The organism is Verrucomicrobiia bacterium (genome assembly GCA_036268055.1).
Classification (GTDB): Bacteria; Verrucomicrobiota; Verrucomicrobiia; order Limisphaerales; family Pedosphaeraceae; genus DATAUW01.
Map to the genome: position 1 here is coordinate 16,643 of DATAUW010000005.1, position 13,933 is coordinate 30,575.

A 13,933-nucleotide genomic window follows, 5' to 3' on the forward strand; every position below is an offset into this window, starting at 1 on the left:
CCGCAAATCATCATCAAAATGGAACGTCATCGTCTTCCGGCGGCGGACCGTCGGAATCGGGACTCTCGGCTTTCGAACTCGGCGGCGCAGGACGGCTGCTGCTGCGCGGCGAATCAGGCGCACCGCCTTCACCGCGATCACCACCGCCAAGGAATTGAAAACCTTCCAGCACCACGCCCATTCGCTGGCGTTTCTGGCCGGTTTGTTTGTCGTCCCACTGGTCGAGCTTGAGGCGGCCTTCGATCATCAACGGGCGGCCTTTTTTCATGTACTGCGCGATCGTCTCAGCCTGGCGTCCGAAAGCATCCACGTCAATGAACGTGACTTCTTCCTTCGACTCGCCGGACTCACTGCGCCACGTGCGATTGACGGCCAGCCCAATCTTGGCAATAGCAATCCCCTTGGGAGTGTAGCGCAACTCGGGGTCGCGCGTCAGGTTCCCAATCAGGATGACTTTGTTGTAACTGGGCATGAACGCTTAGGCGGCAGTGGCTTCAGCCTTGGGCGCGTTCGCTTCGGTGAACATGACGCGAAATACGTCGTCGTTCAGCGCGAACTTGCTCTGCAACTGCGGCAGCGTAGCGGCCGGGCTCGAGAAAATGACGTTGACGTAGAAGCCCGAATTGAACTTCTTGTCGGCCACGCGCGAAAAGCTGCGCTTGTCCATTTTCTGCACCGTCTCGACGCGCCCACCGGCGGCGTTGATATCCGCGGACAGCTTGTCAATCGTGTCCTTGATCGCTTCTTCTTTGCCTGCGGTGTTCAATATGAACAACCCTTCGTATCGTTTCACTCTGTTTTCCTTTTCTCTTCCGGGACTTTTATCACCCCGTTAAATTGATTCATTGCTTTCTCGGTCCCGCTGTCCAGCCAGGCCTCAACCTGTGCCGACGCCGCCGTCAAAATCTGTTCTACCGTCACCATCTCCACCGCCGTGAATGGCGCCAAAACATAACCCGTTATCTCCCGCCGGCCATCCGCCGTCCGGCCAATGCCCAATCGCTGCCGCGCAAACTCCGGGCTCGCCACATGTTGCTCGATGGATTCGAGTCCGTGATGGCCACCGCTGCTGCCGCGCGCCCGCAAACGAATTTCGCCAAACGGCAAATCGGCATCGTCCACCGCGACCAACAACCGCGCCAGCGGCAACCGATAAAATCCCACTATCGCACCGACCGTTTCGCCGCTCGCGTTCATAAACGTCTGCGGCTGCGCCAGCAAAACCGTGCGACCGTTTCGTTCCACCCGCGCGACCTGCGACTGAAACTTTTTTTCGGTCATCCACGACGCCTTCCACCGTTCCGCAAGCCGTTCCACCAGTAAAAAACCGATGTTGTGCCGCGTCCGGGCGTATTTGGCGCCGGGATTTCCCAACCCTACGATGAGATATAAATTCTCCACGGCCGGGTCGGGTGAAGCGGCCAAATTCTCTTCGGCCGCCTAAAAAATTACTTCTTCTTCTCGGCCTTTTTCTCCGCGCCCTTGTCGGCTGCCTTGGCAGCGGGAGCAGCGGCTTTATCGCCAGCCTTCGCGGCCGGAGCAGCGCCGTCTTCCTTCTTCTCCTTGATCATTTCGACTTCAGCCGAGCCAGTGGCACCCGCTTCAGCAGCGGCGGTCTCAGCGGCTTCGGTCACCGGCGCGGCGACGGCGATGACGGAGATGTGTTTGTCGCCGAGGATCTCAACGCCTTCCGGCGCCTTGATGTCACCGATGTGAATCGCCTGGCCGATTTCGAGGGCGCTGACATCCACATGAATGACTTCCGGCAAATCTTTCGGCAATGCGCGCGCGCGAATCTTGAACAAAACGTGTTCGAGAATGCCGCCGCCGTTTTTCACACCTGTAGCTTCGCCGACGGTTTCGACCGGCACCATGATCGAAACTTTTTCGTTCTCGGCGACTTCATGAAAATCCACATGCAGCACCTTGCCGCTCAAGGCATGATGCTGGACTTCCTGCACCAGCGCGAGGCGCTTGGGCCGGGCATCGTCCTTGACCGCGAGGTCAACCAGCAGGTTTTCCGAGGCGGAATGATGAATCAAATCGTCCAATTCCTTCGAGGTGACTTCGAGGTTTTGGGGCTTTTGCTGGCGGCCATAGATCACGGCGGGGATGCGGCCGGTATCGCGAAGTTTTTTGGAGCCACCGCGACGCGCCTGCGTGCGGGGAAAGGCATTCAATAATACAGATTTCATTTTTTAAATCGGCTTGGCGAACGCACTAACTCGTGCGCCCGCCTTTAAATTCAAACAGCGAAGTGACTGACGAATTACTATGAATTCGGCTGATGGCTTCGCCCAGCAACCCCGCAACTGACAAGGTATTAATCTTTATCCCGTCAATAGCGGGGCGTAGGACAGTATCAGTTGTGATTAATTCGTCAATATTTGATTTTCGCAATCTTTTGATGCCCACTTCATTCAAGATCGCGTGGGACACACAGGCGTATATCTTCTTGGCGCCCTTCTTCTTAAGCAACGCGGCGGCAGTCGTTAAAGTGCCTGCCGTTTCGGTCAAATCATCCACCATCAGTACGTTTTTACCACGGATTTCGCCAATAACCGTCATGGATTCAATTTCCATCGCATTCTTCCGCCGCTTGGCCACGATGGCGAGGTCCGTCTCCAAAACCTGCGAGTAGGCATGCGCCATTTTCAAGCCGCCCACGTCCGGGCTGACGACCAGCAAATCCTTGATCGCTTTTTTCCTGAGGTAATCATACATCACCGGCGCGGCGTAAAGATGGTCCACTGGAATATCGAAAAATCCCTGTATCTGCTGCGCGTGCAAATCCATCGTAAGAATGCGATTCGCTCCGGCGGCAACGATGAGGTTCGCAACCAATTTCGCCGTGATCGGCACGCGCGGCTGGTCTTTGCGATCCTGACGCGCGTATCCGTAGAACGGCATCACCGCCGTGATGCGCGAGGCGCTCGCCCGCCGCAACGCATCAATCATGATGAACATCTCCATCAAATGATGGTTCGTCGGCGGCGAAGTGGATTGGATGACGAACACGTCCTCCCCGCGCACGTTCTCCTCGATTTTCACGAACGTCTCGCCGTCGGGAAACGAAGTGACCGCACACTTGCCCAGCTCGAGATTGATCGAGGCGCAAATGGATTTTGCCAGTGGCAGATTCGAAGTGCCGCTAAAAATTTTCACATCGCAATTAAATTGTTACAAGCTGCCGACAAAAAAAGCCACCGGCGACGGTGACTTTCGAAAAAGGTTGGAACACTCTAACGATCCACCCCGCCCGCGCAAGCGCAATCGTAAAAATCATCGGCCATCGTTCCTGACGAGCCGCAGTTTTAGCCAAAATTTCCAGGAACAACAAAATGTTTTAAAGCGCGCTAGGGCGGTGCTGCCGCATCGCCGAAGTCCCGCCAGGAACGACAGATACCTGCCCAGCAATTTATTTGCTGGGTTGAAATCCCCTTCAAACCAAGTCCGGTAAAAGACGAAATTACCTTTTCGTGAAACCAAACCAATTCCCCTAGAGACACAACCCAAAAACCATCCCATCTCCTCCGCATCCTCAAAAAAATCACATCCAAAAAAATTTCTTCCCATCCCCCTTTTGCGCCTTTGCGTTCTGCGTCTCTGCGTCAAAAAGCCCGACCCCAAATCGTTACCCGCATCAATATCCCCGCTTGCCAACCGCAGCCCCGGTTTGTTTAATGCTCCCCGTGTTACAACAGCAAACTATCGGCCGCCCAGTGTCTTTTTCCGGCATCGGTCTCCACAGCGGCAACCGCGTTAACATGACCTTTCTACCGGCTGCCCCCGGCGCGGGCATCCGCTTCCGCCGCGTTGACCTCGAAGGCAAACCGGAGATCGAAGCGCGCGTCGAAAATGTTGTCGAGACCAACCGCTCCACCACCATCGGCAAGGGCAACACCAAAATCCACACCGTCGAACACGTCCTCGCCACCTTCGCCGGTTTCGGCATTGATAACGCCATCGTCGAACTCGACGCCAACGAACCGCCTATCGCCGACGGCAGTGCTCGCGAATATTGCAAGATGATTGACAGCGCCGGCCTCGTCGCCCAACCCGAGCGGCGCGAAGCCTACACCGTCACCGAGCCGATCGAATTGCAGATGGGCGAGACCGAGATGGCGTTGTTTCCCAATGACGTTTTCAAACTGACCTGCACCAGTTCCGACAAACACGGACGTTTCACCCAAATGTTCAGCGTCGAGATTTCCCCGAAGACCTGGGAACGCGACCTCGCGCACGCGCGCACTTTTTGCTTTTACGAGGAGATCGAATACCTCATCAAGAACGGCCTCATCCGCGGCGGCAGCCTCGAGAATGCCGTGGTCGTTCGCGACGATGCCGTGCTCACCACCGAACCGCTGCGTTATCCCAACGAATTCGTCCGCCACAAGATGCTCGACATCCTCGGCGACCTTTCGCTGATCGGCCGTCCATTGTGCGGACACCTGATCGCCGTCAAACCCAGCCACTCGGCGAACTGCGAACTCGCCCGCCTCATCACCGCGCAAATGCGCAAGCCGCTCATCAGCGCGCAAATGTTTTCCCCCCCGGCCGCGCCCGAACCCGCTGCCGCGCCGACTCCCATCAAACTGGAGGACGGCATGTCGCTCGACATCACCCAGGTGATGAAAATCCTGCCGCATCGTTATCCTTTCCTGATGGTGGACAAGGTCACGAAAATCGTTGGCAACAAAATCACCGCCATAAAAAACGTCAGCGTGAACGAGCCTTTTTTCCAGGGCCACTTCCCCGAGCACCCCATCATGCCCGGCGTATTGCAACTCGAAGCCATCGCGCAGGTCGCCGGAATCCTCACGCTTCAACGCGCCGAAACTTTCGGCAAACTCGCCTATTTCATGTCCGCCGAAAGTGTTAAATGGCGCAAACCCGTCCGCCCGGGCGATACCATCGTCATCGAAGTGGAACTTTATAAATCTCGTGGAAAAATCGGCAAAGCCCGCGGCGTTTGCCTCGTGGACGGAGAACCCGTCAGCGAGGCCGACGTGACTTTCATCCTTATGGATGCCTAGAGTGACGCAATGGAAACCATTCATCCCTCTGCGGTCATTCATCCGCGCGCACAAATCGGCGCAGGCTGCCTCATTGGCCCCTACTGTGTCATCGGCGAAAATGTTTCCCTTGGCGAAGGCTGCAAACTGCATTCGCACGTCGTCATTGATGGCCACACCCGCCTCGGCGCGAAAAACGAGATTTATCCCTTCGCCAGCATCGGCCTAAAGACGCAGGACTTGAAATGGAAAGGCGGCATCACCCGCACCGAAATTGGCGATCAAAATACCATCCGCGAATACGTCACCATTCATAGCGCCACCAGCGATGGCAACGTCACCCGTGTCGGTTCGCACAATAATCTTTTGGCATACTCCCATGTCGCGCACGATGTCACCATCGGCAACCACGTCATCATGTCAAACGTCGGCACGCTCGCCGGCCATGTCACCGTGGAGGATTACGTCATCCTCAGCGGGCTCGCCGCCGTCCATCAATTTTGCCGCATCGGAAAAATGGCCATCATCGGCGGCTGCTCAAAAGTCGTGCAGGACGTTCCCCCCTTCATGCTCGCCGACGGCAACCCCGCCGAAACCCGCACCGTCAACAAAGTCGGCATGGAACGCCACGGCATCGCCGAGGAAGTCCAGACCGCCATGCGCCAGGCCTACAAAATTTTATTTCGCGAAGGCCTCACCATCCCCAACGCCGTCGCGCGCATCGAAAAAGATTTGCCCAAATCCCCCGAACTGGACCACCTCCTCCAATTCGTCAAAACCAGCGAACGCGGCATCAGCAAATAAGCCCGCATACCATATCCATTAGGACGCCGCTGCCGCGCCGGTAACATCTCCCAACAGATGCGCACTCAAAAAATCCCCATCGCCCTGGCCATCGCCGGTTCCGACAGCGGCGGCGGCGCAGGCGTGCAGGCCGACCTCAAAACTTTTGCCGCGCTCGGCGTTCACGGCACGAGCGCCATCACCTGCCTCACCGCGCAAAACCCCGCGCGCGTTTCCCGCATCGAACCGTGCAGCCCGCTCATCATCCGTCGGCAAATCGAAACCGCCTTCGCCAAACTTCCTCCCGCCGCGATCAAAACCGGAATGCTTTTCTCCGCCGAAATCATCCGCGCCGTCGCCAGTTGCTTGAAGCAACGTCCCAATGCGCTTCTCGTCATTGACCCCGTGATGATTTCCACCAGCGGTCGCCGTTTGCTGAAGCCTGACGCGATGAAAGTTCTCCAGCAAAAACTTTTTCCCCTCGCCTCGCTCATCACCCCCAATCTTGACGAAGCCTCCGTGCTCCTCGGCGCGCCACTCCGTTCGCTCGATGACATGCGCAAAGCCGCCCGCGAACTTCATCGCCGCTTCGGCTGCGCCACACTCATCAAAGGCGGCCATCTCCCCAACGCCACCCGCGCCACCGATATTCTTTTCGATGGCAAAAAAGAATTGCGGCTCACCTCACCGTTTATTCCGGGACTGCGTTTGCACGGAACCGGCTGCACTTATTCCGCCGCCATCACGGCGCATCTCGCGCTCGGCGCATCGTTGCCACAAGCCGTCATGCGCGCGAAGCGTTACATCACCCACGCCATTCTCCACCGCCAAACTGCCGGAGAACATACGGTGTTGAATCACTTCCATTGAAGGAACGACACCGATGGGCATTACAAAAATGGTGCTTTTTTCCACCCCTCCCAACCGTAACATTTTGACCGCTGCGGCGTCTTTGAAATCAGATGGATTGTTCGCCGTGCTGGACAAAACGCCCAATGCGAATCGGACGCTCCATTAAATGAATAAATAAAAATAGTAAGTCCGTCTAAACAATAACAACTATGAAAAGGTCAACTTGGTTAAAGCCGGTATTGCTCCTCGCCAGCGCGTCTTTGCTTGCCACTGGTTGCGTATATCGCCGGGTGGTTTACACGCCTCCACCCCCACCGGTCGCCGGCGAAGTCGTTGTGCCTGCCGCGCCGCCGCCCCCGGTCGTCGAAAGCGTCACAATTACACCGGCTCCCGGATACGTCTGGGTCGCGGGCGCGTATAGCTGGGAGGGACGATGGGTCTGGGAACCCGGTCACTGGGCACACCCGCCGCGTCCGGGCGCAGTCTGGATCATAGGCGGATACGCGTATCGCGGTGGACGCCACGTTTGGGTGCGCGGCTACTGGCGGTAAATCAATCGAAGTTTTTTCCCATCGGCTTTCGGGTTCGCGCGAAAGCCGTTTTACTTTTTCGCTTCCTTGGTTTCAACGGCCTTTGTCTGCGCTGCCTGAGCCGCCGGTTCATTTTCCCAGCCGCGCGAAATGTCCAGCTTCGGCAGCGCCTTTTGCAATTCCAGCGCGCCCTTGTCAGTCACCTTTGTCTGCCACAAATAAATATGCCGCAGATTCGCCAGCCCCTTGAGCGATTCCATTCCTGCATCCGTGACGCTCGTCGCATACAGATTCAGATAAACCAAATGCGACAGTCTCTTCAGATGCGCGAGTCCCGCATCGCCAATCTGCGTTTGCTCCAAATGCAGTGTCACTAAATTCGTGAGCCCGCCGATATTCTGCAAACCCGCATCAGACACTTTCGTCCCCGAAAGATTCAACCCCACCAAACTCGGAATGCTTTTCAAAACCACAAGATTCGCATCCGTCACGTTCGTCCCGCGTCCGCGAAAACTTATTTCCCGCCACGTCAGGTTCGTCGCCAGCGGACGCACCATCACTCCCATCGCCTCGACTTTCGCCATCGCCGCCGTTTCGTCCGGCGATGCCTTCACCGGCGTCAAACTCGCGTAAGGAGAAACTTCCGCCGTCGCCTCGGCCGCCTTCGCGATGATCGTCTCCGGCCAATTCGCGCCCTCATTGATCCAATCGCGTATGAGGTCGGTTTGTTTCTTCGTCAGCAAATCGCCCTTGCTCGGCATCACGTCGTCATCACCTTCCGGCAAAGTGATGCGCCGATACAAATCGCTCTTGTCCGCGTATCCCGGAATGAGTATCACGCCCTCCTTGCCACCCTTGAACGCCGCCGCCTTCGAGTCCAGCCGCAATTCGCCCTTTTGCTTGTCCGGCCCGTGGCACTTGAGGCACGCGTCCTGGAAAATCGGCGCGATGTCCTTTTCAAAATCAACCGCTGCTCGCGCCGAAATCACCGCGCCCGCCAATCCTGCCAACGCCATTGTTAAAACTAATTTTCGCATCACGAATTATTTTGCCGGCGTCGCCATCGGCTTCATCGTCATCGGATCGCGCAACGGCAATTCCTTCACCGGCCCGCTCGTCAACTCCTGCAGCGTCATCGGATGATCCGGCAGCTTCATGGAAATGTCGGCCTTGTTGCCCACAATCAAAATCACCGCCTTGTCCGGCGTCAGGTATTTTTTCGCCACGCGTTCCACGTCATCTTTCGTGACCGCCTCGATGTGCCGGCGATAATTGCGGAAATATTCCGGGTCACGCGCGTAACGGCCGGTGAATTCGTCCTGCGCGAAAATCGAAGCCACTTGCGCCTTCGTCGCGAAGTTATGCGGAAACCGGTCAATGTAACCGTGCTTGGAGGTGTTCAATTCCAGATCGCTCGGCGGCGCTTCCGCCAGTTTTTTCATCTGCTGCAATACGATCGAGGCCGCATAAGTCACCGTGCGCGACTTGGACTGATAACCCGCCGTGAACCGCGACGGAGAATAAATGCCGCCGGGAAAACTCGAATAAGCCGAATACGCCAGCCCTTCGTCCGAACGCACGCTGCTCATGATGCGCGAAGTGAATCCGCCGCCGCCAAGAATATCATTCATCACCTGCACCGCGTAATAATCCGGGTCTTGCCGCATGATGCCCGGCAAAAGAATGGACACGCGCCCCTGGTTCACGTCTTTATCCACAATATATACCCCAGGCGATGCCAGCACCGTGTTCGTCGGAATCGGTCCCGGCTTCTCGCCCTTGAACGGCCAATCCGCAAACAGCGTTTCCAGTTTTTTGGTCATCTCGGCGCGGTCAAAATCACCGCTCACCGCCAAAATAAAATTGTCGGGATGAAACCATTTTTTGTGAAACGCTTCGATGTCTTCGCGCGTGATGCTGTTGATCGAGGCCTCGGTCGAATAATGGTTCTCAAAGAAGTCGTCGCCATTCGCCAGGAATCCATATTCGCGCCCTTCGATGCCTTCCGAATCGTCATTGCGCTGTTTCATGTCCAGCAAAATCTGCTGTTTGCGCAGCGCGATTTTGTCATCCTGAAACCGCGGCGTCGTCAGCACGTCGCGCAACAGACCCAGCCCCTCATCCAGGTCCTTGGTGAGCAAATTCAAATTCACCGACCCCTGCGTTTCGCCTACGCCTGAGTTCAACTGCGCCGCCAGAAACGCAAGCCGCTCCTCCAACTCCTCCGCCGACTTCGCCTTCGTCCCGCCGCGCACCAGCAGGTAACCCGTCAACCCGGCCAGTCCTTCCTTGCCGGCCGGCTCAAGATAAGTGCCCACGCGCACCAGCACAGAAATGTTCACCAGCGGCAGCGTGCGGTCGGGCACCACGTACGCGATCGGGCCGCTTTTTAATTCAACGCGATAGAACGATGGCGAAGGCGGCTCATAAACCAGCGGTGGATATTTCAATTCCTCCGGCCGACGCACGATGCCGTCCTGACTGGGCGATTGTGCCTGCGAAATCAATGTGACCATCGCCATCGCCGCCGCCAAAATGGAAGTAAAACGCAAGGTTCTCATTTCGCTTCCTCCTCTTTTGCCGCGCCCGCTTTTCTTGTGAAAATGCTCACCACTCGATTTTCTTTCGTAAAATATTTTTTCACCACCCGCTGCACGTCTTCCGCCGTCACCGCCTGGATTTTCGGCCCCTCGTCATTTATCTCCCGCCAATCGCCCTCGCCCTCGCTATGGATCAACTGGTAGAGAATGGCCATGTTACCCGACAGCTTTCGGTATTCACCTGCCGCGAATTCGTTCTTCACCTTCTGCAATTCCTCCGGCGGCACCGGAGTCTGTTTCAATTTGTCCAGTTCGTCATAAATCCCGTGTTCCACGTCCTCAGGTGTTTTGCCTTCCGCGGCTTCACCGCTGATATCAAAAAGTCCCGCCCATTTCTTCGCGTCCGGTCCGGCTTCCACCGAAGTCGCCACTTTTGAGCCCAGCACCAGCCCCTTATAAAGCCGCCCCGTCCGCGTCGAAAGCAACTGCGCCAGCACCCGCAAGGCCGGCTCATCCTTGTGTCCGAAAGGAACCGCATGCCATTCTATATCCACTTGTGGATTCGCCTCGGCCTCGGCATACATGCGCTTCTCCGCAAGTTGCTTCACCTCGATCGTGATCACATCCGGCGGATTCTTCCGTCCCGCTGGAATGCGCTCGAAATATTTCTCCGCCAGTTGAACCGCTTCGTCAGTCTTAAAATCTCCCACCAAAATCAGCGTGATATTTTGCGGCGAATAATAAATGGAATAAAACTCGTCCGCCTGCGCCTTCGAGATGGATGAAATATCCGACGGCCACCCGATCACCGGCCAATGATACGATGCCGATTCCCATGTCATCGAATTGGCTTCCTCTTCAAATTTTCCCAGCGGCGTTGAATCCGTGCGCATGCGGCGCTCTTCAAACACCACGTCGCGCTCCGCGTAAAATTCGCGGAAAATCGGCTTGCGAATGCGCTCCGACTCCATCCACATCCAAAGCTCAAGCTTGTTCGCCGGCACGCTCACGAAATACGCCGTCATGTCTTCCATCGTGAAGGCGTTCATGCCCGAAGCTCCATTCGCGCTGTAAATTTGGTCGAATTCATTTTTGACCAAAACCTTGCGCTCCTCCTGCACCAGTTCATTGAACTTTTTATTAAGCTCATTCCAGCGCGGCGTCTTATTTTCCGGCTTCATCAAATCGTCAATCTCGCCCCGGCGATACTCCGCGCGCATCTTTGCTTCCTCCACGCGCATCTGGTCCCGCACCTGTTCCTGTTCGGCAAGAATTTCCAGGTCCTTTTTATAATCCGTCGTGCCGATGGTTTCCGTCCCCTTGAACATCATATGCTCGAACAAATGCGCAATGCCTGTGATGCCTTCGCGCTCGTTCGACGAACCCACATGCGCCACCCAGCCGCCCGCCAGCGAAGGTTCGTCATGCCGCTCGACCAGCAACAGCTTCATGCCGTTCGAGAGAATTTTTTCCGTGACCGGAACTTTTTGCGCGTGCAGCGGCAAAAGAAAAGCCGCTTGAAGCAGGCCGGCGACAACCAGCCAGCGCCTGCCGCGTGATGTGAGTCGGGAAGAGCTTTCAAACATATGAGTTATCATCGGTTTGAAAGATAGATTAATCCAACACCGTTCAAGCGCAATCCAAAATCAACCACCAAATCCCTCCAACGTGCATCTCCTCACCGTTCTTAAAATTGCGCGCCACCCCTCCAAGCACGAAGTCCTGGGGGATCGCACGCGTCCCGCGTGCAGTGGCCGGCGTCCCGCCGACCACCCCTTTATTCATCTCTCTCTATCAATAATTACCTAAATCAAACTGACGGTCGAGACGCTCCGTCAGCACACACGAAAAACGCGTATGTTCCGCCCCCTAACCACTCCCTTTCTTCTCTCTGCGCCTCTGCGTCAAACCAAAAAACAACTGCCCGCACCCCCCTCTCCGCGTCTCCGTATCTCCGCGGTTCAATCCCCGCTCAACCAAAACTCATTGCCCATCGCACACGCAGGCGATACCGTGAACCTTCATGAAGGTTCTCATAGACCATCAGAACCCGTTTCTGCTGATGCACGGCGGCCTGCAAATCCAGATCGAGCAGACCAAAGCCGCCCTCGACGCCATCGGCGTTGACACTGAATTTTTGCGCTGGTGGGATCCTTCCCAACGCGCCGACGTCATCCATTTTTACGGACGCCCCAGCGGCGCCTATATAGATTTCGCCCATCAAAAAGGCATCAAGATCGTGATGCTACATCTCCTCACCGGCCTTGGATCGCGCGCCGCGTGGAAGCGGCGTGTGCAAAAAATCGTCACCAGCGCCGGCATCAAAGCGTTGCCCGGCCTCGCCGCCGCTTATAAATGGGATGCCTATCGCTCAGCCGACGCGTTGATCGCTAATACCGCGTGGGAAAAATATTTGATGCACGATAATTTCGGCGTGCCGCTGGAAAAAATCCACATCGTGCCCAACGGCGTCGAGGAAGTTTTTCTGCGTAGCGCCCCCGTCGAGCGCGGCGAATGGCTCGTATGCACTGCCACCATCGCTGGACGCAAACGCGTGCTCGAACTCGCCCAAGCCGCCGCCACCGCGCAAACTCCGCTCTGGATCATCGGCAAACCCTACGGCGAAAATGATCCTTACGCACAACAATTCCTTACCTTCGCCAAACAGAATCCAAAATTCATCCGTTACGAAGGCCCCGTCAGCGACCGCGGCGCGCTCGCAAAAATTTATCGCGCCGCCCGCGGCTTCGTTCTTTTGAGCACGATGGAAACGCGCAGCCTCTCTTCCGAGGAAGCCGCCGCTTGTGAGTGCCCGTTGTTCCTGAGCGACCTCCCCTGGGCTCGCGATGTCTTCCACGAACAGGCCGCGTATTGCCCGGCGGATTCCTCACCCGCCCAGATCGCTCCGCTGCTGAAGAAATTTTACGACGAAGCTCCGTCACGTCCGAAACCGGCTAAGCCCAAATCCTGGACCGAAGTCGCCCACGAATTTCGCGCGGTGTATGAATCCGTGCTCCGCTAAAACGCCCGGTTTAATTCACGCGCTGCGCCCCAGCACTTCACGATAAATTTCCACATGCCGTTGCGCGATGACCTTGGGATGATAACGCTCCTTCATCGTTTCCAGCGCGCCGCTCGATTTGGGAAAACCTTTTCGCACCCATTCGGCCATGCCCGCCGTCAAACCATCCCAATCCTCGCCGTCAAATAATTTCGCGCCGGGAATTCCTTCGCTGATATCAATGATTCCCCCCAGCCGCGCGCCGAAAAATGCCAACTCCCGCGCCAGCGCCTCCGCGACGACCAGGCCAAACGCCTCTTCATTGGGGAAATGCACGAGCCCGTGCGCTTCGTCGAACATCGCGACCAGTTCCGCAGTGGATTTTGTGCCGAGATATTTCGCATAACCCGCCGTTTCCGCCTCACGAATCTGTTCCAAAAACTTGACCGCATACTCGTTCTTCGGATGCGCGCTGCCCACGAATTGGAATTCAATATTGAGCCCCTGTTCATGCAATCGCCGCGCCACCTGTAGCAAGTCCATCTGCCGTTTGCGTTCCGTCACCACGCCCACATTGATAACCACGCACTTGTCCGTTCGCGCGGCGCGGCGCGGCGCGTCAAAAAAATATTCGCGGATGGGATTTGCCACCCGCCACGTTTTTGCGGCGCGCGGCGCTACAAGGCTTTCAGTGTAAGCGGAATTGCAGAACACCCCGCCTGCGCGTTTTAACGTCACATTCTCCAGTTGTGCGGCCAGCCAGCCGAAGCTCGCCAGCGGCGCTTTGAACAGCCGCGCCAGTTCCGCCATATTGCCGTGAATCGTCACCACGTTCGGGAACTTTGAGAAAACCGTGCTGATGGAACATTCGCGCTCCGTCCCCTGACCGTGCACAAGGTCCGGCTTGATGGCTTTCAATTTGCGGCGCACCGCGCGAACGCAACCCTGATACGACGTCCGCATCCATCCGATTTTTGGCACGTATAAACTGTGAAAAAAAATGTTGTCCGCAAGTTTCTCCGGCGACTTCATCGGCTTCTGCGTGCAGGAAACCACGTGCATTTCCAAATCGCGCAGCCCCGCAAAACCCTGCATCAGAGCTTCGGGCGCCGCGCCAAAATGCGGAACCGTTTCCGCATAACTGTGAAAATGTTCGCGATTGTCGGTCGTCACCAGGGCAATCTTCATCTCCTGCAACCTAACAAGCGCACC

The 13,933-nt window shown here is 56.5% G+C and carries 14 protein-coding genes; 5 read left to right on the forward strand and 9 right to left on the reverse strand.

Going from position 1 to position 13,933, the window contains the following annotated elements:
• Positions 1–13: 13 nt before the first annotated feature.
• The 5 genes from ssb to VH413_02170 are packed head-to-tail and all read right to left on the reverse strand — an operon-like array spanning position 14 to position 3,165.
• Entirely contained in the window at positions 14–472 is a 459-nt protein-coding gene (gene ssb, locus VH413_02150; GenBank protein ID HEX3797476.1) for a single-stranded DNA-binding protein, read from the reverse strand.
• Between the two features lie 6 nt (positions 473–478).
• Complete coding sequence (gene rpsF / locus VH413_02155; GenBank protein HEX3797477.1) at positions 479–793, reverse strand: 30S ribosomal protein S6; 315 nt, start codon at positions 791–793, stop codon at positions 479–481.
• Entirely contained in the window at positions 790–1,425 is a 636-nt protein-coding gene (pth, locus tag VH413_02160; protein ID HEX3797478.1) for an aminoacyl-tRNA hydrolase, read from the reverse strand. Before pth ends, rpsF begins: the two co-directional genes overlap by 4 nt.
• A gap of 23 nt (positions 1,426–1,448) precedes the next feature.
• On the reverse strand, positions 1,449–2,195 hold the full coding sequence (locus tag VH413_02165) for a 50S ribosomal protein L25 (GenBank protein HEX3797479.1): 747 nt from the start codon (positions 2,193–2,195) through the stop codon (positions 1,449–1,451).
• A gap of 25 nt (positions 2,196–2,220) precedes the next feature.
• Positions 2,221–3,165: a ribose-phosphate pyrophosphokinase gene (locus VH413_02170; protein ID HEX3797480.1), complete on the reverse strand. Its 945-nt coding sequence runs from the start codon at positions 3,163–3,165 to the stop codon at positions 2,221–2,223.
• A gap of 518 nt (positions 3,166–3,683) precedes the next feature.
• Here VH413_02170 and VH413_02175 point away from each other — a divergent pair.
• The 4 genes from VH413_02175 (at position 3,684) to VH413_02190 (ending at position 7,201) form a co-directional block, all read left to right on the forward strand.
• Positions 3,684–5,036 (forward strand): bifunctional UDP-3-O-[3-hydroxymyristoyl] N-acetylglucosamine deacetylase/3-hydroxyacyl-ACP dehydratase, encoded by a 1,353-nt coding sequence (locus tag VH413_02175; protein ID HEX3797481.1) that lies wholly within the window; start codon positions 3,684–3,686, stop codon positions 5,034–5,036.
• Between the two features lie 9 nt (positions 5,037–5,045).
• Entirely contained in the window at positions 5,046–5,819 is a 774-nt protein-coding gene (gene lpxA / locus VH413_02180; GenBank protein ID HEX3797482.1) for an acyl-ACP--UDP-N-acetylglucosamine O-acyltransferase, read from the forward strand.
• 57 nt (positions 5,820–5,876) lie between these two features.
• A complete protein-coding gene (gene thiD / locus VH413_02185) occupies positions 5,877–6,668 on the forward strand; it encodes a bifunctional hydroxymethylpyrimidine kinase/phosphomethylpyrimidine kinase (GenBank protein ID HEX3797483.1) in 792 nt (263 codons plus the stop codon).
• Positions 6,669–6,859: 191 nt separating this feature from the next.
• Positions 6,860–7,201 (forward strand): hypothetical protein, encoded by a 342-nt coding sequence (locus VH413_02190; protein ID HEX3797484.1) that lies wholly within the window; start codon positions 6,860–6,862, stop codon positions 7,199–7,201.
• Positions 7,202–7,251: 50 nt separating this feature from the next.
• Here the strand turns inward: VH413_02190 and VH413_02195 are convergent, their stop codons facing one another.
• The 3 genes from VH413_02195 to VH413_02205 are packed head-to-tail and all read right to left on the reverse strand — an operon-like array spanning position 7,252 to position 11,306.
• Positions 7,252–8,217: a c-type cytochrome domain-containing protein gene (locus tag VH413_02195; protein ID HEX3797485.1), complete on the reverse strand. Its 966-nt coding sequence runs from the start codon at positions 8,215–8,217 to the stop codon at positions 7,252–7,254.
• Positions 8,218–8,223: 6 nt separating this feature from the next.
• A complete protein-coding gene (locus VH413_02200; protein HEX3797486.1) occupies positions 8,224–9,741 on the reverse strand; it encodes a pitrilysin family protein in 1,518 nt (505 codons plus the stop codon).
• The gene (locus VH413_02205) at positions 9,738–11,306 is read right to left on the reverse strand and encodes a pitrilysin family protein (GenBank protein ID HEX3797487.1); all 1,569 of its coding nucleotides are present in this window, start codon (positions 11,304–11,306) and stop codon (positions 9,738–9,740) included. The genes VH413_02200 and VH413_02205 overlap by 4 nt, the downstream gene beginning before the upstream one ends.
• 437 nt (positions 11,307–11,743) lie before the next feature.
• Between VH413_02205 and VH413_02210 the strand changes: the two genes are divergently transcribed.
• Positions 11,744–12,742 (forward strand): glycosyltransferase family 4 protein, encoded by a 999-nt coding sequence (locus VH413_02210; GenBank protein ID HEX3797488.1) that lies wholly within the window; start codon positions 11,744–11,746, stop codon positions 12,740–12,742.
• A 15-nt stretch (positions 12,743–12,757) separates the two neighbouring features.
• On the opposite strand, the gene VH413_02215 is transcribed toward VH413_02210, so the two are convergent.
• Positions 12,758–13,909 (reverse strand): glycosyltransferase family 4 protein, encoded by a 1,152-nt coding sequence (locus tag VH413_02215; protein HEX3797489.1) that lies wholly within the window; start codon positions 13,907–13,909, stop codon positions 12,758–12,760.
• Between the last annotated feature and the right edge of the window lie 24 nt (positions 13,910–13,933).

What these genes read in the sequence shown, in the direction of transcription:
- VH413_02215 (HEX3797489.1), bottom strand. Translation starts at nt 13,909, where the DNA reads ATGAAGATTGCCCTGGTGACGACCGACAATCGCGAACATTTTCACAGT.
- thiD (HEX3797483.1), top strand. Translation starts at nt 5,877, where the DNA reads ATGCGCACTCAAAAAATCCCCATCGCCCTGGCCATCGCCGGTTCCGAC.
- VH413_02195 (HEX3797485.1), bottom strand. Translation starts at nt 8,217, where the DNA reads ATGCGAAAATTAGTTTTAACAATGGCGTTGGCAGGATTGGCGGGCGCG.
- VH413_02200 (HEX3797486.1), bottom strand. Translation starts at nt 9,741, where the DNA reads ATGAGAACCTTGCGTTTTACTTCCATTTTGGCGGCGGCGATGGCGATG.
- VH413_02205 (HEX3797487.1), bottom strand. Translation starts at nt 11,306, where the DNA reads ATGTTTGAAAGCTCTTCCCGACTCACATCACGCGGCAGGCGCTGGCTG.
- VH413_02190 (HEX3797484.1), top strand. Translation starts at nt 6,860, where the DNA reads ATGAAAAGGTCAACTTGGTTAAAGCCGGTATTGCTCCTCGCCAGCGCG.
- VH413_02210 (HEX3797488.1), top strand. Translation starts at nt 11,744, where the DNA reads ATGAAGGTTCTCATAGACCATCAGAACCCGTTTCTGCTGATGCACGGC.
- ssb (HEX3797476.1), bottom strand. Translation starts at nt 472, where the DNA reads ATGCCCAGTTACAACAAAGTCATCCTGATTGGGAACCTGACGCGCGAC.
- VH413_02175 (HEX3797481.1), top strand. Translation starts at nt 3,684, where the DNA reads ATGCTCCCCGTGTTACAACAGCAAACTATCGGCCGCCCAGTGTCTTTT.
- VH413_02165 (HEX3797479.1), bottom strand. Translation starts at nt 2,195, where the DNA reads ATGAAATCTGTATTATTGAATGCCTTTCCCCGCACGCAGGCGCGTCGC.
- lpxA (HEX3797482.1), top strand. Translation starts at nt 5,046, where the DNA reads ATGGAAACCATTCATCCCTCTGCGGTCATTCATCCGCGCGCACAAATC.